Annotated in this window: 16 protein-coding genes and 4 tRNA genes; 14 read left to right on the top strand and 6 right to left on the bottom strand. The window is 64.9% G+C overall.

Going from position 1 to position 18,191, the window contains the following annotated elements:
- Positions 1–37 precede the first annotated feature (37 nt).
- Positions 38–2,122 (bottom strand): excinuclease ABC subunit UvrB, encoded by a 2,085-nt coding sequence (gene uvrB, locus AC07PE_RS01375; RefSeq protein WP_498760881.1) that lies wholly within the window; start codon positions 2,120–2,122, stop codon positions 38–40.
- Between the two features lie 107 nt (positions 2,123–2,229).
- On the opposite strand from uvrB, the gene AC07PE_RS01370 reads away from it, so the two are divergent.
- From AC07PE_RS01370 to AC07PE_RS01350, 5 genes are all read left to right on the top strand, one after another.
- Positions 2,230–3,441, top strand: coding sequence for an amino acid aminotransferase (locus AC07PE_RS01370; RefSeq protein WP_498760879.1), 1,212 nt, complete (start codon positions 2,230–2,232; stop codon positions 3,439–3,441).
- A gap of 44 nt (positions 3,442–3,485) precedes the next feature.
- A tRNA-Asn gene (locus AC07PE_RS01365) sits at positions 3,486–3,561 on the top strand.
- Positions 3,562–3,646: 85 nt separating this feature from the next.
- Positions 3,647–3,722, top strand: a tRNA-Asn gene (locus AC07PE_RS01360).
- 117 nt (positions 3,723–3,839) lie between these two features.
- Positions 3,840–4,334, top strand: a complete 495-nt coding sequence (locus AC07PE_RS01355) for an Xre family toxin-antitoxin system antitoxin (protein WP_498760877.1) — start codon at positions 3,840–3,842, stop codon at positions 4,332–4,334.
- Positions 4,331–4,816 carry an RES family NAD+ phosphorylase gene (locus AC07PE_RS01350; protein ID WP_498760875.1) on the top strand — a complete coding sequence of 162 codons (486 nt, stop codon included), beginning with the start codon at positions 4,331–4,333 and terminating at the stop codon, positions 4,814–4,816. The genes AC07PE_RS01355 and AC07PE_RS01350 overlap by 4 nt, the downstream gene beginning before the upstream one ends.
- Here AC07PE_RS01350 and AC07PE_RS01345 read toward each other — a convergent pair.
- Both AC07PE_RS01345 and purT read right to left on the bottom strand, forming a co-directional pair.
- Positions 4,764–5,402 carry a class I SAM-dependent DNA methyltransferase gene (locus AC07PE_RS01345; RefSeq protein ID WP_498760873.1) on the bottom strand — a complete coding sequence of 213 codons (639 nt, stop codon included), beginning with the start codon at positions 5,400–5,402 and terminating at the stop codon, positions 4,764–4,766. The genes AC07PE_RS01350 and AC07PE_RS01345 overlap by 53 nt on opposite strands.
- Before the next feature lies 1 nt (position 5,403).
- On the bottom strand, positions 5,404–6,618 hold the full coding sequence (gene purT / locus AC07PE_RS01340; protein WP_498760871.1) for a formate-dependent phosphoribosylglycinamide formyltransferase: 1,215 nt from the start codon (positions 6,616–6,618) through the stop codon (positions 5,404–5,406).
- 122 nt (positions 6,619–6,740) lie between these two features.
- On the opposite strand from purT, the gene AC07PE_RS01335 reads away from it, so the two are divergent.
- From AC07PE_RS01335 to AC07PE_RS01325, 3 genes are all read left to right on the top strand, one after another.
- A tRNA-Asn gene (locus tag AC07PE_RS01335) sits at positions 6,741–6,816 on the top strand.
- 54 nt (positions 6,817–6,870) lie between these two features.
- Positions 6,871–7,998, top strand: a complete 1,128-nt coding sequence (locus AC07PE_RS01330; protein WP_498760869.1) for an acyl-CoA dehydrogenase family protein — start codon at positions 6,871–6,873, stop codon at positions 7,996–7,998.
- Between the two features lie 13 nt (positions 7,999–8,011).
- A tRNA-Asn gene (locus tag AC07PE_RS01325) sits at positions 8,012–8,087 on the top strand.
- A gap of 24 nt (positions 8,088–8,111) precedes the next feature.
- Here AC07PE_RS01325 and AC07PE_RS01320 read toward each other — a convergent pair.
- The gene (locus AC07PE_RS01320) at positions 8,112–9,011 is read right to left on the bottom strand and encodes a LysR family transcriptional regulator (protein WP_498760868.1); all 900 of its coding nucleotides are present in this window, start codon (positions 9,009–9,011) and stop codon (positions 8,112–8,114) included.
- A 105-nt stretch (positions 9,012–9,116) separates the two neighbouring features.
- Between AC07PE_RS01320 and AC07PE_RS01315 the strand changes: the two genes are divergently transcribed.
- The 6 genes from AC07PE_RS01315 to AC07PE_RS01290 all read left to right on the top strand — a co-directional run bounded on the left by AC07PE_RS01315 (position 9,117) and on the right by AC07PE_RS01290 (position 15,305).
- Complete coding sequence (locus AC07PE_RS01315) at positions 9,117–10,136, top strand: aldo/keto reductase (protein WP_498760866.1); 1,020 nt, start codon at positions 9,117–9,119, stop codon at positions 10,134–10,136.
- A gap of 4 nt (positions 10,137–10,140) precedes the next feature.
- On the top strand, positions 10,141–10,578 hold the full coding sequence (locus tag AC07PE_RS01310) for an SRPBCC family protein (RefSeq protein ID WP_498760864.1): 438 nt from the start codon (positions 10,141–10,143) through the stop codon (positions 10,576–10,578).
- A 108-nt stretch (positions 10,579–10,686) separates the two neighbouring features.
- A complete protein-coding gene (locus tag AC07PE_RS01305) occupies positions 10,687–12,039 on the top strand; it encodes an MFS transporter (protein WP_498760862.1) in 1,353 nt (450 codons plus the stop codon).
- Positions 12,040–12,063: 24 nt separating this feature from the next.
- The gene (locus tag AC07PE_RS01300) at positions 12,064–13,158 is read left to right on the top strand and encodes a tartrate dehydrogenase (RefSeq protein WP_498760860.1); all 1,095 of its coding nucleotides are present in this window, start codon (positions 12,064–12,066) and stop codon (positions 13,156–13,158) included.
- A gap of 42 nt (positions 13,159–13,200) precedes the next feature.
- Positions 13,201–13,542, top strand: coding sequence for an HNH endonuclease (locus AC07PE_RS01295; protein WP_498760858.1), 342 nt, complete (start codon positions 13,201–13,203; stop codon positions 13,540–13,542).
- 158 nt (positions 13,543–13,700) lie between these two features.
- The gene (locus AC07PE_RS01290; RefSeq protein ID WP_498760856.1) at positions 13,701–15,305 is read left to right on the top strand and encodes a response regulator; all 1,605 of its coding nucleotides are present in this window, start codon (positions 13,701–13,703) and stop codon (positions 15,303–15,305) included.
- A gap of 28 nt (positions 15,306–15,333) precedes the next feature.
- On the opposite strand, the gene AC07PE_RS01285 is transcribed toward AC07PE_RS01290, so the two are convergent.
- Positions 15,334–15,792, bottom strand: coding sequence for a response regulator (locus tag AC07PE_RS01285; protein ID WP_498760854.1), 459 nt, complete (start codon positions 15,790–15,792; stop codon positions 15,334–15,336).
- An 18-nt stretch (positions 15,793–15,810) separates the two neighbouring features.
- Entirely contained in the window at positions 15,811–18,063 is a 2,253-nt protein-coding gene (locus AC07PE_RS01280; RefSeq protein ID WP_498760852.1) for an ATP-binding protein, read from the bottom strand.
- Positions 18,064–18,191 lie beyond the last annotated feature (128 nt).

Below are 18,191 nucleotides of genomic sequence, written 5' to 3'. Positions count from 1 at the left end.
CCCGCGGGTCGCTTTTGCATTGTAGTTCCAAGACCGTTTATTTGCCCAGAATGGACACCACGTTGTCCGCCCCCGGCGCCCCAAATGCCTGCTGCTTCAGCACATGCAGCTGGTCGCGCACCTGGGCCGCCTTCTCGAACTCGAGGTTCTTGGCGTGATCCACCATGAGCTTCTCCAGCCGCTTGATCTCTTTCGAAATCTGCTTCTCGCTCATGCCCTCGATCTTCGCGGTCTCTTCGGCCTGCGACATGTTCTTGGCGGCGGCAGCGCTGTAGACGCCGTCGATCATGTCCTTGATCTTCTTGTTCACACCCTTCGGCGTGATGCCGTTCGCTTCGTTGAAGGCGATCTGCTTGGCGCGGCGGCGCTCGGTCTCGTCGATGGCTTTCTTCATCGAGTCCGTGATCTGATCCGCGTACAGGATCGCCACGCCGTTCAGGTTACGCGCCGCGCGGCCGATGGTCTGGATCAGCGAGCGCTCGGAACGCAGGAAGCCTTCCTTGTCGGCGTCCAGCACGGCCACCAGCGAGACCTCTGGCAAGTCGAGGCCCTCTCGCAGCAGGTTGATGCCGACCACCACGTCGAAGGTGCCCAGGCGCAGGTCGCGCAGGATCTCGACGCGTTCGACAGTGTCGATGTCGCTGTGCAGGTAGCGGACCTTGATGCCGTGGTCGCCCAGGTATTCGGTCAGCTGCTCGGCCATGCGCTTGGTCAGCGTGGTCACCAGCACGCGCTCGTCCTTGGCGATACGGTCGTTGATCTCGCCCATCAGGTCGTCGACCTGCGAGCGGGCAGGGCGCACGATCACCTGCGGGTCGACCAGGCCGGTCGGACGGACCACCTGCTCGACCACGTTGTCGGCCTTTTCCTTTTCGTAATCGGCAGGCGTCGCCGAGACGAAAATACACTGCCGCATCTTGCTCTCGAATTCCTGGAACTTCAGCGGCCGGTTGTCCAGCGCCGACGGCAGACGGAAGCCATAGTCGACCAGGTTGGTCTTGCGCGAACGGTCGCCGTTGTACATCGCATTCAGCTGGCCGACCATCACGTGCGACTCGTCCATGAACATCAGCGCGTCTTTTGGCAGATAGTCGATCAGCGTCGGCGGCGGCTCGCCCGGCATCGCGCCGGACAGGTGGCGCGAGTAGTTCTCGATGCCCTTCGTGAAGCCGACTTCGGCCAGCATCTCGAGGTCGAAGCGGGTGCGCTGTTCGAGGCGCTGTTCTTCCAGCAGCTTGCCCTGTTCGCGGAACTGTTCGAGGCGGTCGCGCAGCTCGGCCTTGATCGAGTCGACGGCGCGCAGCACGGTCGAGCGCGGGGTCACGTAGTGCGAGCCCGGGTAGACCGTAAAGCGCGGGATCTTCTGGCGCACCTTGCCGGTGAGCGGGTCGAACAGCTGCAGCGATTCGATCTCGTCGTCGAACATCTCGACGCGGATCGCGAGTTCCGCGTGCTCCGCCGGGAAGATGTCGATGGTGTCGCCGCGCACGCGGAAGGCGCCGCGCGAAAAGTCCATCTCGTTGCGCGTGTACTGCATCTGGATCAGGCGCGCGATGACGTCGCGCTGCGCGACTTTATCGCCGGCGCGCAGGGTCAGAATCATCTTGTGGTATTCGTTCGGATTACCGATACCGTAGATGGCCGAGACGGTGGCGACGATGACGACGTCGCGCCGCTCCATCAGCGACTTGGTGCACGACAGGCGCATCTGCTCGATGTGCTCGTTGATCGACGAGTCCTTCTCGATGAACAGGTCGCGCTGCGGCACATAGGCTTCCGGCTGGTAGTAGTCGTAATAGGAGACGAAGTACTCGACCGCGTTTTGCGGGAAGAACTCGCGGAACTCCGCGTACAGCTGGGCTGCCAGCGTTTTATTCGGCGCGAACACGATCGCCGGACGGCCCGCGCGGGCAATCACGTTGGCCATCGTGTAAGTCTTGCCGGAACCCGTTACACCCAGCAGCGTCTGGTACATCAGGCCGTCGTCGATGCCTTCGATCAGACCCTGGATCGCGGTCGGCTGGTCGCCGGCGGGCGGGAAGGGCTGGTGCAGCTTGAACGGGGAATTCGGGTAAGTGATGACGGTGGGCTCTGGGGTGTTAACGACCGATAGTTCTGCCATGAATTCAGACCTTTGCTAGAATGGGAATCCGCCTGCGGCACTGCAACATTCAAGCCGCTGTCTATACAACCGCTGCGAACCCAGCCGACAAACCAGAGTTTATCACGATGAATTCCACAGCTCCTGCCAGCATCTTTGGCGCCATTGCCATGGCCCCCCGCGACCCTATCCTCGGCATTACCGAAGCCTTCAATGCAGATACCAATCCGGCCAAGATCAACCTGGGCGTCGGTGTCTACTACGATGACAACGGAAAGGTGCCTCTGCTGGAATGTGTGCGCAAGGCGGAAGCGATGCTGATGGAACAACCGGCGCCGCGTACCTACCTGCCGATCGAAGGCCTGGGTACGTATGACAAGGCTGTACAAGAACTCGTATTTGGGGCCGACAGCGCCGTAATTCAAGAGAAGCGTGCAGTCACCGTGCAGGCCCTGGGCGGCACCGGCGCGCTGAAGATCGGCGCCGACTTCCTGAAGCGTTTCTCGCCGGGTTCGGATGTCTACATCAGCGACCCGAGCTGGGAAAACCACCGCGCGCTGTTCGAAAGCGCCGGTTTCAATGTCAACAACTACGCCTACTACGACGCCGCCACCCACGGCGTGAACTTCGAAGGCATGCTGGCCGACCTGCGCAACATGCCGGAAGGCGCGATCGTCGTGCTGCACGCCTGCTGCCACAACCCGACCGGCGCCGACCTGAACGCCGACCAGTGGGGCCAGGTAATCCAGGCCGTCAGCGAAAACGGCCTGATTCCCTTCCTGGACATGGCCTACCAGGGCTTCGGCTCGGGCATCGCCGAAGATGGCGCCGTGGTGCGCCGCTTCGTCGACGCCGGCGGCCCGCTGCTGGTGTCGAACTCGTTCTCGAAGTCCTTCTCGCTGTACGGCGAACGCGTGGGCGCGCTGTCGGTGGTGCTGTCGTCCGCGGAAGAGGCGGCGCGCATCATGTCGCAGCTGAAGCGCGTGGTGCGCACCAACTACTCGAACCCGCCTGTGCACGGCGGCAAGGTCGTCGCCACCGTGCTGTCGACCCCAGAACTGCGCCAGCTGTGGGAAGACGAGCTGGCCGGCATGCGCGTGCGCATCAAGGAGATGCGCGAAGAGCTGGTGAAAAAGCTGGCCGAAAAAGCACCTGGCCGCGATTTCGACTTCGTGCGCAAGCAGGTCGGCATGTTCTCGTACTCCGGTCTCACCAAGGAGCAGGTGGGCAAGCTGCGCGAGGAATCGATCTACGCCGTCGACACCGGCCGTATCTGTGTTGCCGCGATGAATTCGAAGAACATCGATCGGGTCGTTGACGCCATCGCAAAAGTTCTCTAAACTCTTGGCTCTTCCAATTCAGCACGCATGAATCGGAAGACGATTCCCTGATAGCTCAGTCGGTAGAGCGACGGACTGTTAATCCGCAGGTCCCTGGTTCGAGTCCAGGTCGGGGAGCCAAAGTTTCAAGCCTCGGCGAGGCGTGCACGGTTGGGAAGTTGCCCTGTGCAAGTCGCGATGGGGAAGCTATAATAGCAACATCAATTCCCTGATAGCTCAGTCGGTAGAGCGACGGACTGTTAATCCGCAGGTCCCTGGTTCGAGTCCAGGTCGGGGAGCCAGAATTCAGCAAGAGTTGTCAAAGGCCGCTTCAAACGAAGCGGCCTTTTTCATTTGGCGACGCCGCTTGTGCGCTCTGCTCATTTGATCTACTATTTCTGCTCAAAGGAGCAAAAATCATGACGATGGCAGCGCAGCAAGTTCTCCCTGAGTCCGATGATGACGGCAAGAGCCGCTGGCTCAACTTCCGTGAGCTTTATCAAACGACACCGGTCGACCGCATCGACCTCATCCGCAGCGGCGTCAGCGCCGCCGACTTCAAGAACTTCGTCAGCGGCCTCGATATCCAGCAAGAAAAAGTGTTCACGATGCTGGACATCGCCACCGCCACCGTCAACCGCAAGGCCAGCCGCAACGAATCGCTGTCGCGTGAAGACAGCGAAAAAGTCGTGGGCATGGCCAAGCTCATCGGCCAGGTCGAGGCCATGCTCGAGGAATCCGGCGATCCCGAGCTCATGCATGACTTCGACGCCGCCCGCTGGCTCACCCACTGGATGGAAGAGCCGATCCCCGCGCTCGGCGGCGCCTCTCCCGCCGACTACATGGACACCATCGAAGGCCAGGAAATGATCTCGCGCCTGATCGCGACGATGCAGACCGGGGCCTACGCTTGATCAGCGTCTGGCGTATCGCAACCGATGCGCCCGGCTACACCGCGGACGACCTGAGCGGCACCGGCGCCAAGCTATCGGGCGGCCGCTGGAACCGGCCCGGCAGCGCCGTGATCTATTGCGCCAGCAATATCTCGCTGGCCGTGCTCGAAACCTTTGTCCACCTGAATGCCGGCGGCCTGCCGCTGAACCGCTACCTTGTGGAGTTGGCGATTCCCGACGAGGTCTGGGCGAGAGCGAGCTCGCTGCTGCCGCCCGCGGTGGGCTGGGATGCCATTCCGGCCGGTAAAACCAGTCTCGACGAAGGCGACCGCTGGCTCAAGGCGAATAGCAGCGCGCTGCTGATCGTGCCCTCGGTAATCGTGAGCGAAGAAAGGAATGTGCTGATCAACCCGCTGCATCCGGATGCCGCCCGGATCGCGGCGCACAAGCTCAGGAAGTGGACCTACGATCCCCGGCTGATGCGCTCGGGCGCTGCACGGTGATCGTCAGGTGCTTGTGCGGCAACTGGTCGAATTCCAGGTGCCGGCAAACGCAGCCTGCCTCCGCGATGACCTCGAGCAGGCCCGGAATCCCGAGCGTGCCGTAATAAACTTCCGGCCCCATCGTCGAGTCGACGTGGCTCTCCTCGGCATCCAGGCCGCCGGCGGTGAAAATGAAAACGCCGCCATCTTTCAGCGCATGCATCAGCTTCAGCATCAGCGGGCGCTGCCGGTCCAGCCTGACGTGCCAGATGCTGTCCCAGGCCGAGATGAAGCGATAGCGGCGCGCGGGCTGCCATTCGCAGACGTCTGCGTGGTGCAGCAGGACGGTCGGGTCGGCGTCGCTGGCCAGGTCGAGCATGCGCTTCGAAATGTCGACGCCTTCGATGCGCAGGCCGCGGTCGCGCAGCAAGGCGTTGAAGCGGGTATTGCATCCGCAGCCGACGTTCAGCGCCCAGCCCTCGGCGCCGTCCTCGAGAAAGCGCAGTGCCTGCGCATGCTGGCGGATGCCGTTGCTCTGGCTGAACTGCCCGTCCAGCCAGCGGTCGGCAATCTCATCGTAGGCCGATGCGATTCCGGCATGGTCCATCTCAGGCTTTGCCCGGAACCGGCTTGACCTTGCCCGCCGCCTCCAGCGCACGCTGGCGCGCGGTGTCGACATCCGGCGCCGTCGCCAGCGCCACGCCCATGCGGCGGCGGCTGAAGGATTCCGGCTTGCCGAACAGGCGGATGTCCGCGCCCGGCACGCGCAGCGCTTCAGCCACGCCCTCGAAGGCGATGCCGCTTTGCTCCAGCTGGCCGTAGATGACGGCGGAGGCGCCCGGCGAGCGCAGTTCCGGATTCACCGGCAGGCCGAGGATGGCTTTCGCGTGCAGTTCGAACTCGCTCTGGATCTGCGTCGCCATGGTCACCATGCCGGTGTCGTGCGGGCGCGGGCTGACTTCCGAGAACCACACCATGTCGCCCTTCACGAACAGCTCGACGCCGAACACGCCGCGGCCGCCCAGGCTGGCGGTGACCTTGGTGGCGATCTCGCGCGCGCTCTCGAGGGCGCGCGGGCTCATCGGCTGCGGCTGCCATGACTCGACGTAGTCGCCGTGCACCTGCTTGTGGCCGATCGGCTCGCAGAACTGGGTGGCGATCTCGCCATTGCCGTTCGTCGCACGCACGGTCAGCAGGGTGATCTCGTAATCGAAATCGATGAAGCCCTCGACAATCACGCGGCCGGCATCCACGCGCCCGCCGGCGGCCGCATAGTTCCAGGCGTTTTCGACGTCGTCCGCGCTGTCCAGCTTCGACTGGCCCTTGCCCGAGGATGACATCACCGGCTTCACGACGTTGGGAAAACCGATTTCGGCGCAGGCCTGTTTCAGCTCTTCGAGGCTGCTGGCGAAGCGGTAGGGAGACGTCGCCAGGCCCAGTTCCTCGGCGGCCAGGCGGCGGATGCCTTCGCGGTTCATGGTCAGCTGGGCCGCGCGCGCGGTCGGGATGCAGGTGATGGCGCCGGCGGCTTCCAGCTCGGCCAGCTTGTCGGTGGCGATCGCCTCGATCTCGGGCACGACCAGGTCCGGCTGCTCGCGTGCGATCAGCGCGGCCAGGGCCTCGCCATCCGTCATGTCGATCACGTGGGCGCGGTGCGCGACCTGGTGGCCGGGCGCGTTCGCGTAGCGGTCGACGGCGATCACCTCGATGCCGAGGCGCTGCAGGGAAATGATCACTTCCTTGCCGAGCTCGCCTGAGCCGAGCAGCATGACCTTCGTGGCGGAAGGGGAGAGGGGCGTGCCGAGAATGGGTGCTTTCGTCATTGGTGTGGATGGTGTGGGGGGAAGTGGCCACTATAGCAAAGCGCGCGCAGGCGTGCCGGGCGGCCGCGATTCGCAAAAAAACTTGCCGGATTCTATCCAGCGGTTATAATGCGAGCCTCAATTCCCTGATAGCTCAGTCGGTAGAGCGACGGACTGTTAATCCGCAGGTCCCTGGTTCGAGTCCAGGTCGGGGAGCCAGAATACGGAAAGGCCGCTTCATCGAAGCGGCCTTTTTCATTTCCAGAGCACGCCATGATCTCCGCACTTTCCGAACACGACGCCGCAGCGATTGCCGAACATGCTTTTGAAGCCGACCGGGAAGGCTGGCTGCATCCGGCGCAGCAGGCGCTGATCATTGACCGCGGCTGGCTGCGCATGCTGGCGCCGCGCGCCGTCGGCGGCTTCGAACTGGCACTGCCCGAGGTCGTGCGGCTCGAGGAGTCCATCGCCCGCGTCGACGGCAGCATGGGCTGGACCGTGACCCTGTGCGCCGGCGCCGGCTGGTTCGCCGGCTTCCTGGCGCCGCGGCTGGCGCGCGAGATCCTGGCGACGCCGAATCTCTGCCTGGCCGGCAGCGGCGCCCCGACAGGCTACGCCGACCGCGAAGGGGAGGGCTGGCGGATCAACGGGCTCTGGGATTACGCCAGCGGGGCGCCGATGGCGACCCACTTCACTTTCAATGCTTTGTTACGTGAAAATGGCCAAGCACTGCTGGACGCCGACGGCATGCCGCTGGTGCGGGCCTTCGTGGTGCCGGCCGCGCTGGTCGAGATCGTGCCGCGCTGGCGCAGCATCGGCCTGCGGGCGACGGCTTCGCATGCCTACCGCGTGTCCGGGGAATGGGTGCATGCGGACCATGGTTTCGAGATCGATCCTGCGCGGGCTCGGGAGCAGGGCGCGCTGTATCGCTTTCCTTTCCTGGCGTTTGCGTTTGTCACGCTGGCGGCCAATGTGGCCGGCATGGCTTCGCATTTTGTCGAGTTAGCGGAGGAGTGCCTCGCGCACCGGCGCAACCGCTTTGGCGGGCAGGGCGAGCCGCTGATCGAAGTGCCGGCCGTGCGGGCGCTGCTGGATTCGACCGGTGCTTCTCTCGATGGCGTACGCGAACGCTTCTACGCGCGCCTGGACGCGACCTGGGCCCAGGTGGCGGCGGGGGCGCCGGTCAGCGATGAAGAAGCCACGCAGATGCAGGCGCTGTCCATGGAATGGGTGAGCGCCTCCCGCCGTGCGGTCGATGCGCTCTACCCCTACTGCGGCCTGTATGCGGCGCGCGAGGACAGCACCATCAACCGCGTCTGGCGCGATTTTCACACGGCGTCCCAGCATGCCTTGCTGATGCCGTGCACTGGCTCTGGTCAAACGGCAACTGAGCAGCTATAATCTGCGTCTCAATTCCCTGATAGCTCAGTCGGTAGAGCGACGGACTGTTAATCCGCAGGTCCCTGGTTCGAGTCCAGGTCGGGGAGCCAGAATACGGAAGGCCTTGTGCGAAATCACAAGGCCTTTTTTTTCGTCTGCAGAATCTCGCGGAAGGTGGCCACCAGCGGTCGCATGTTGATGCGGTGCCAGACCACCCAAAGGGGTGCACGGTGGCTGAACCATGGCAGTTCGCGCAGCGTCACGCCCGGCGGCGCCTGGTGCCGCAAGCCCTGCTGCACCAGCGCCACGCCCAGGCCGGCCGCCACCAGTCCAAGCGCCGTCGTCGGCTCGCTGGCTTCCATCCTGATATTGGGCGTGAAGCCGGCGCGCACGCAGGCGGCGACGAAGGCGTGATGGTGTTCGCCGGTTTCGTGGTGGCGCACGGCGATCCAGTCCTGGCCGGCCAGGTCTTCCGGCCGCAACTCTTTCACCCCACACAGCGGATGGCCGTCCGGCAGGGCAAGGATCATCGGATCGCTGAGCACTTGCGCGGCTTCCAGATCGGGGTCGCCGGGCGGCGGCGGATCGCAGACCAGCGCGATGTCCAGGCTGCGCTGGCGCAGGCCTTCCAGCTGCTCCGAAGTATGCAGGCTGTAGAGCGCCACATGCACCGATGGCCGTGTGGCGCGCAGGCTGCGCAGGCCGGCCGGCAGCACGCCGGCGTGCATGGCGTTTTCGATATAGCCGATGCACAGGCCGCCCTCGTCGCCGCGCCCGAGGCGCTTGGCCAGGGACTCCAGGCGTTTGGCGTGGGTAAGGAAAGCCTGCGCCTCGGCCAGGAAGGTGCGGCCGTCGCGCGTCAGCCGGATGCGTTGCTGGCTGCGTTCGAACAAGGTCAAACCAAGCTTTTCTTCGAGTTGGGCGATCTGCCGGCTCAGCGGCGATTGCGAGATGTGGAGCTTCTCGGCCGCCCGTCCGACGTGCTCTTCCTCGGCGACGGTAACGAAGTACTGCAGCTGGCGTATATCCAACATGTAAGACCTTTTGAGACTCAAGTCGTGCAAATTATGTCTTGGACAGTCTGATCTCGTCAACCTACACTTTGCTTCACGTTCTTCACTTCTTAAAAAGGAATCGAGATGAGCATTCGTCACAAGTTGAAAAGCAAACTGGGCTTCGGCGCCGCACCCCTGGGCAATATGTTCCGCAATATTCCCGACGCTGAGGCGCGGGCAACGGTCGACGCGGCCTGGGACCAGGGTGTGCGCTACTTCGACACCGCGCCGCTGTACGGCGCCGGCTTGTCGGAAATCCGGCTCGGCGACGCCCTGGCCGGTCACAAGCGCGAAGACTATGTATTGAGCACCAAGGTCGGCCGCGTGATCCTCGACGAGGTCGAAGACCCTGCCGCCCGCCAGCTGGGCGAGAAGGGCGGCGTGTTCCAGTACGGCCTTCCCAACAAGATCGTCAACGACTACAGCGCCGACGCCACGCTGCGCTCGATCGAAGACAGCCTGAAGCGCCTGAAGACCGATCACCTCGACCTCGTCTTCATCCACGACGTCGCGCAGGACTTCTATGGCGACGACTGGCTGGCCCAGTTCGAAACGGCCCGTACCGGCGCCTTCCGCGTGCTGGACCGTCTGCGCAATGAAGGCGTCATCAAGGGCTGGGGGCTGGGCGTCAACCGGGTCGAGCCGGTGGAGCTGATCCTGGACCTGAACGAACCGAAGCCCGACGTCATGCTGCTGGCCGGCCGCTATACGCTGCTCGACCACGAGCGCGCGCTGCAGCGCCTGATGCCGGCCGCGGCCGAGCGCGAGGTGGCGATCGTGGTCGGCGGCCCCTACAGCTCGGGCATCCTGGCGGGTGGGACGCACTTCGAATACCAGCAAGCCTCGCCGGCCATCATCGCCAGGGTCGAGCGGATCAAGGCGATCGCGCAAGCCCACGGCGTCAGCGTCAAGGCGGCGGCCTTGCAGTTCGCCCTGGCCAATCCGGCCGTTGCGGCGGTCATTCCCGGCGCCAGCCGTCCGGAACGCATCCTGGAAGACCACGCCGCGTTGAACGAAAAAGTGCCGGCCGCCTTCTGGCAAGAGATGCGCGAACAGGGACTGGTATCGAACGACGCGCCGCTGCCAGGCGATATGAAGGAGTAAGAACATGGCGAATACCATTGCAAGCATCGAACTACCGGTGGCTGCGGACCGGGTGTGGCAACTGATCGGCGGCTTCGATGCGCTGCCCGATTGGCTGCCCTACATTCCCCAGAGCGAATCGAGCGAAGGCGGGCGCGTGCGCACGCTTGCCAATCCGGCTGGCGAAGCCATCGTCGAACGGCTCGAAGCTTTCAACGACAAGGAGCGCTATTACAGCTATTCGATTTTGCGGGCCCCTTTCCCGGCCACCGATTATTGCTCGACGCTGCGCGTCAAGCCCGCCGGCGAAACGGCGTCGGTGGTCGAGTGGTCCGGCAGATTTACGCCGGCGGGCGCCAGCGAACAGGAGGTAACGCAGCTTTTCCTCGGCATTTACACCGACGGACTGGCCGCACTGAAGCAGAAGTTCATGCACATGGAAGGCGGCCAGCCGGGAATATAGCCCCTCCCCAGCAGACCTCGCCCAAGCCTCCTATAATCGGTCTTTTGTCGCGGGCCGAGCATGAAAACGCCAGTAAATACAGGTACTTACGAGAAACCCGCGACCTTGGTGGATGGACTTTCCGGCAGCCAGCTGATCTGGGCCGTGCTGGCCCTCTCGCTCGGCGTTGGCATGTCCGCGCTCGACACCGCCATCGCCAACACCGCGCTGCCGGCCATGGCCCAGCAGCTGCATGCCAGCCCCGCGGACTCGGTCTGGATCGTCAACGCCTACCAACTGGCGATGGTCGCGACCCTGCTGCCCATCGCGGCGCTGGGCGAGACCATCGGCTACAAGCGCGTCTATGTGGCCGGCATGGCGATCTTCACCGCGGCCTCGCTGGCCTGCGCGCTGGCGTGGTCGCTGCCGGTGCTGATCGTCGGGCGCCTGTTCCAGGGCATCGGCGCGTCGGCCCTCATGGGCGTCAACTCGGCGCTGATCCGCGCGGTCTATCCGGCCAAGCTGCACGGGCGCGGCTTCGGCAACAATGCGCTGGTGGTCGCGATCGGCTTCGCGCTCGGGCCGAGCCTGGCCTCGATCATCCTCAGCGTGGCGTCCTGGGAATGGCTGTTCGGGATCAACGTCATCCCCGGCATCCTCGGCTGGTTCCTGGCCCGCAAGGCGCTGCCGGAGACGGGGCGCGCCAGCCACAAGGTGGACGGCGTGGCCGGCCTGTACAACGTGGCCGCCTTCGGCATGGCCGTGCTGGCGTTGGGCGACGCCGCGCACCGCGTCGGCATGCGCACCCTGCTGCCCGAAACCCTGATTGCGCTCTTCTTCTTTTTCCTGCTGCTGCGGCGCCAGAAGGGCCATCCCGCACCGCTGCTGCCGATGGACCTGTTCCGCCTGCCGCTGTTCACGCTGTCGACGCTGACGGCGGTCTGCACCTTCGCGGCGCAGGCGCTGGCCTTCGTGGCGCTGCCGTTCTACTTCGAGAGCCAGCTAGGCCGCTCGGCGGTGGAGACCGGTTTCCTGCTGACGCCGTGGCCGGTCATGGTCGGCGTCATGGCGCCGGTGGCGGGGCGCCTCAGCGACCGTTATGCGCCGGGTCTGCTGGGCGGCGTCGGCCTGATGATCCTGGCGGCCGGGCTGGTCCTGTTGCTGGGCATGGGCGGCAATCCGTCCGCCTTCGACATCGGCTGGCGCATGGCGGTCTGCGGCGTCGGCTTCGGCTTCTTCCAGGCGCCCAACGTCAAGGCGATCATGAGCAGCGCGCCGGCCTCGCGCAGCGGCAGCGCCAGCGGCATGGTGGCGACCGCGCGCCTGGTCGGGCAGTCGACCGGGGCGGCGCTGGTGGCCTTCTGCCTGACCGTGTTCCACATGCACGGCACCTGGTATGCGATTGCCATCGCGGCGGCGTTTGCCGCGGTCGCCAGCATTGCCAGCTTTTCGCGGCTGGTGGTGGCTGCGCCGGCGCGTTGAGAAGACTGCTAGGATCGCATCACCATGACCCACACATTCAAAATTGCCGCCATCCCGGGCGACGGCATCGGCAAGGAAGTCCTGCCCGAAGGCCTGAAGGTGCTGGCCGCCGCCAGCGAACGCTTCGGCCTCGAGCTCGAAGTCACGCAGTTCGACTGGGCCAGCTGCGACTACTACCTGAAGACCGGCGAGATGATGCCGCCCGACTGGAAAGCCCAGCTGGCGGAGATGGACGCGATCTATTTCGGCGCGGTCGGCTGGCCGGCCACGGTGCCGGACCACGTCTCGCTGTGGGGTTCGCTGCTGAAGTTCCGGCGCGAGTTCGACCAGTACATCAACCTGCGCCCGGTGCGCCTGTTCGAGGGCGTCCCGTGTCCGCTGGCGGGTCGCAAGCCGGGCGACATCGACTTCTTCGTGGTGCGCGAGAATACCGAGGGCGAGTACACCAACCTGGGCGGCATCATGTTCCCGGGCACCGAGCGCGAGATGGTCATCCAGGAGTCGGTCTTCACGCGCCATGGCACCGACCGCGTGCTGCGCTACGCCTTCGAGCTGGCCAGGGCGCGGAAGCAGCAGCACCTGACCGTGGCCACCAAGTCGAACGGCATCGCCATCAGCATGCCGTGGTGGGACGGCCGCGCCGATGCGATGCATGCCGAGTACCCGGAGGTCACGGTCGACAAGCAGCACATCGACATCCTCACCGCGCGCTTCGTGCTGCAGCCGAACCGCTTCGACGTGGTGGTGGCCTCGAACCTGTTCGGCGACATCCTGTCCGACCTTGGCCCGGCCTGCACCGGCACCATCGGCCTGGCGCCGTCCGGCAACCTGAACCCGGACCGCAAATTCCCTTCGCTGTTCGAACCGGTGCACGGCTCGGCGCCGGACATCGCCGGGCAGGGCATCGCCAATCCGATCGCGATGATCTGGTCGGGCGCGATGATGCTGGCCTTCCTGGCGGCCGGCGCCAACGTGCCGGCCTGCTACGGCCAGGCCCACGACGCCATCCTCGCCGCCATCGAAGAGGTGCTGCGCACGGGGCCGCGCACGCGCGATCTGGGCGGAGACGCCAGCACGGTCGAGGTAGGCAACGCCATTGCGGCGCTCGTGCGCGGATAAGGAAAGTCTTTAAACCGCGGCGCCCGCCTCGATATGGGGAGGATGGCGCGCCGCTCCCGCATCCCCGATTACCCCGAGCCGTCCCCGGCCCCCGCCGAGGACGGCCTGTGCCCCCTGTGCGGCCGGCCGCTGGGCGGCGAGAACATCGACCGCCACCACCTGATCCCCAAGTCGCTCAAGGGCAGGGAGCAGTTCGCGATCCACAAGGTCTGCCACCGCAAGATCCACGCGACCTTTTCCGAAAAGGAACTGCTGCGCGCCTATCACACATGGGACGCCCTGCAGGGCCATGAGGACATCCGCTCCTTCATCGGCTGGGTGGCCAAAAAGCCGCCGGGATTTTACACTCGCACGTTTACGTCGAATAAAAAGAAGCAACGCTGATAGCTGGTATTTACAATCTTTTCGCCGACGATCCCTCAAATTCGACAAAAAACTGGGGCTTCATTGTAAGAAATAATGCTCGGCGATTATTCTTGGGTGTAAAATCAAGCCTTCCTATTTTGCAATTCGGGTCGCCCACTTCTCCTCACCGCTTTGCAATGACCCAAGACGACTCCAGCCGCTGCTCGGTTCTCCTCATAGACGACGAATCCTTTTCCCAGGACATCATCACCCACGGCCTGAAAGCCTGCGCACCGCATACGCTGCGGTATGCCAGCGAGCCGCAGATGGCGGTCGTGCTGGCCAAGGAGATCGGCGCCACGGTGGTGCTGGTCGACCTGCGCATGCCGGAGATCGACGGCCTGGAAGTCACGCGCCGGCTGCGCGCCGACCCGGACACCGAACACATTCCGGTCATCGTGCTGTCGTCCGAGGATGACCCCGACGTCAAGGCCAAGGCCTTCGCTGTCGGCGCCAACGACTACCTCGTGAAGTGGCCGGATCCGCGCGAACTGGTGGCGCGCGTGCGCTACCACAGCGACGCCTTCATCGCGCGGCGCCAGCGCGACGCCGCCTTCGTCTCCCTGCGCCACAGCCAGGAGCAGCTGGCGGCCAGCCAGTCGGCGCTGTTCCAGGCCCAGAAGATGGAAGCCATCGGCCAGTTGACCGGCGGCGTGGCCCACGACTTCAACAACGTCCTGCAGATCATCGGCGGCAACCTGCAGCTGCTGAAGCTGGTAGGCGGCATGAACGACGCCGGCAAGTCGCGCGTCGATACCGCCCTGGCCGGCGTCGAGCGCGGCGCCAAGCTGTCTTCGCACCTGCTGGCCTTTGCCCGCCGCCAGCCGCTGCAGGCGGTGGTGATCAATCCCGGCCACCTGCTGCGCGAGATGGACGACATGATGCGCCGCGTGCTCGGGCCGCGCGCCCGCGTCGTCACCGAGATCGAACACCGCCTGGGCAGCACCCTGGTCGATCCGAACCAGCTGAACAACGTGCTGCTGAACCTGGCCATCAATGCGCGCGACGCCATGGCCGGCAGCGGCACCCTGACCATCCGCGCCGCCAACGTTGGTCCGGACAGCGCGCTGCTGCCGCCGTCGCTGGCCGCCGGGCACTATGTGCTGATCGAAGTCGCCGACACCGGCCACGGCATGGCGCCGGACGTGCTGGAACGCGCCTTCGAACCCTTCTTCACCACCAAGCCGACCGGGCAGGGGACGGGCCTGGGCCTGTCGATGGCCTACGGTTTCGTGAAGCAGTCGGGCGGCGAGATCGTGCTGAAGAGCGAAGCGGGCAAGGGCACCAGCGTGCGCATCTACCTGCCGCGCAGCGAGGCCGAGCCGGCAGCGGCCGAGGACGTGGCCGCGGCGCCGCTGATGGGCGGGCCGGAGACCATCCTGGTGGTCGAGGACGAAGAAGACGTGCGCAGCGCCACCTGCGGCATCCTGTCGGCGCTCGGCTACCGCGTGCTGGAGGCGCCGGATGCGGCGGTGGCGAAGGGGATCGTCGAGAGCGGCGAGCAGATCGACCTGGTGTTCAGCGACGTCATCATGCCGGGGCCGGTCAGCAGCCTGCAACTTGGGGAAACGGTGCGCGCGCTGCTGCCGCAGGCGCAGATCCTGTACACCTCCGGCTATGCGGAAGGCGTGCTGGCGCACGAAGGGAAGATGGAAGCGAACGTCAACCTGCTGCAGAAACCCTACCACCCGGATGCGCTCAGCGCGCGCATCCGTCATTTGCTGCGTCGGCGCGCAACGTAGGGCGGGCACCCCGTGCCCGCGTTAAACCTTATTTGGTCGGCGGGATGTATTTCTGCGAACCCGGCGGCGGTTCGTTCAGCACGGCCCAGAAGATCCCCAGGTCGGCGATCGCGCGCACGAATTCCGTGAAGTCCACCGGCTTGACCACATAGGCATTCACGCCCAGTTCGTAGCTGTTCACCACGTCCTGTTCTTCGCGCGAGGAGGTCAGCATGACCACCGGCAGCGGTTTCAGGCCGTCGGTAGTGCGGATTTCCTTCAGCACTTCGAGGCCGTCGACTTTCGGCAGCTTCAGGTCGAGCAGCACGACGGCCGGATTGCCGGCCGGGCGCTGGGCGTAGTCGCCGCGGCGGTGCAGGTAGTCGAGCGCCTCGGCGCCGTCGCGCACCACGATCACCTGGTTCGCGAGCTGGCTTTTAGACAGCGCGATCAGCGTGAGTTCCAGGTCGTTCGGATTGTCTTCGACGAGAAGGATGGGCTTGAGCATGAATTCTTTCAGTGTATATCAGTCGTTCGGTACGTATTTGGGAAGTGCAAACGAGAAGGTCGCGCCTTCGCCCTGCACCGACTCGGCCCATACCCTGCCATTGTGCCGCTCGACGATGCGGCGGACGTTGGCCAGGCCGATACCGGTTCCCTGGAAGTCTTCCATACGGTGCAGGCGCTGGAACACGCCGAATAGTTTATGTACATACTCCATGTTGAAGCCGGCGCCATTGTCGGCAACGTGGAATATGGTTTCGTCGGGCGTGTCCTCAAAGCCGATGCGGATCTTGGCCGGGTTCTGCTTGCCGGTGAACTTCACGGCGTTCGACAGCAGGTTGAACACCGCCAGGTGCAGGAAGGCCGGGTCGGCGTACACCATCGGCAGCGGGGCGATGTCCCACTCGATGTTGCGGCCGCGCGTTTCCAGCGACAGCTTGTCGATGCAGGCGGCCACCAGGTCGCTCATGTCGACTTCGGTCGGGCGCAGCGAAGCGCGGCCCATCTGCGAGAACGACAGCAGGTCGTCGACCAGCTTGCCGGCCATGCGTGCGGCGTCCTTGATGTTTTTCAGGAAGCGCTGGCGCATCTCGCCGTTTTCGCTGCCGGCCGACTCGATCAGCAGATCGGCGAAGCCGACGATGTGGCGCAGCGGCGCGCGCAGGTCGTGGGATACCGAATACGAGAAGGCTTCCAGCTCCTTGTTCGAACGGGTCAGCTCTTCGGCCAGTTCGGCCATCTGCTCGGCGCGCTCGAGGACGATGCCCAGCAGGGCGGTGCGGAACTCCACTGCCAGCTCGATCTCGCCGCTGTGCCAGGGCACGCTGGTGCCGTGGATGGTTTCGCGCCAGGCGGCAAAGCTGGTGCGCGGCGACAGCTGCAGCGGCAGGCCGGCGGCGCTGGCCTGCACCAGCTTGTCGTGCGGGTTGCCGGCCCATTCGATGGTGCGCACGAACTCGGGACGGAACCACAGCAGGTAATGCTTGTGGATGCGCGAGATCGGCATCGCCAGCAGGCCGCTGGCGTTGCGGATGAACTTATCGGCGGCCGGCCATTCGGCGGACAGCTTGTCGGTGTGGTAGACGTCGCCGTGGTCGTGCACCGCCAGCCAGTCGACCAGTTCGAGGACGTCCTGCTCTTCGGGCGTGTCGCCGAAGGTCAGCACGCGCTCGTCGACCACCACCGCGACCCCGGTGGCGCGCGCAAAGCGCAGCAGCTCGGGGAAGACGCTGGCCAGGTTCTCGACGAAGTTGCTGCCCTGGGTCAGGCCGGCCAGCATGGTCACCATGATGCGGCGCACCTCGAGGCGGAACTGCAGTTCCTGGGCATCCTCGCGCGATTCGATGCATAGCGCCAGCAACTGGCCCAACTGTTCGCAGGCCGTGCGCTGCTCGAAGGGCACCGGCGACGGGCCTTCGTTGTGGCAGGAGATGATGCCCCACAGCTTGCCCTTGACCATCAGCGACACCGACATCGAGGCCAGCGTGTTCATGTTGCGCATGTACTGCAGGTGCACCGGCGAAACGCTGCGCAGCACCGCGAACGACAGATCGTTGGCCTTGCCCGTCACGGGGTTCGTGTTCGGCACCAGCGGCGCCGGCGTGTAGGTGGCGTCCTGGATCAGGCGGATCGGCGACAGCGCGTACAGCTGGCGCGCCTGGGCCGGGATATCGGAGGCCGGGAAATGCTGGCCCATGTAGGAGGCGTAGTCTTCCTGCTTCGCTTCTGCCATCACGTGGCCATGGCCGTCGCGGTCGAACTGGTAGACCAGCACGCGGCCGAAACCGGTGACCGAACGCACGTGGTGGCAGGCCAGCTGGGCCAGCGATTCCACGCTTTCGGCGCTGTTGACCTTCTTGAGGAAGTCGCCGATCAGCGAATACAGGTGGCGGAAGTCGGCCGTCGCGGCGCGCTCGGTCGGCTCGAACTCGAGGATGGTGACCCCGTCCCACTGGTGGCCGAGCACGTCGAAACGGCGGTTGTTCTCGGTCGTGACGGTCCCCACATAATAGGGGCGCTGGCCCAGCTTGGTCGCCAGCTCCGGCGCCAGGCGCAGTGCAGCGCCTTCGCCGATCACGTCGGCCAGCGGCCGGCCGATCGCGGCCTGGGCAGTATGGCCGGTCCAGTCGCCGAGGTTGGCGCTGGCCTGCAGCACTTCCATGCCGGCGGACAGGGTCAGCAGGAAGCCGTGCGGCTGGATGCTGCCGGGCGTGCGAATCGGCTCCCGGTCGCAGGCGGACAGGTCGAGTTCGGGGGCGGAAGGAGCCGGATTCATGTGTGTGAGAGGATTCGCGATCGTAAATTGCTAGTCCACCATTTTACAATGAAAAAGATAGCGGTCTTCCCTTAGGACATTTGACAATATTGACGATGCAGCGATATTGCAACATTTGCTGGCTGGTA

It is taken from the genome of Telluria sp. GW821-FHT07G12 (genome assembly GCF_059418525.1).
The sequence above is the reverse complement of the archived record's forward strand: the minus strand, read 5'-3'. Positions and strand labels throughout refer to the sequence as shown.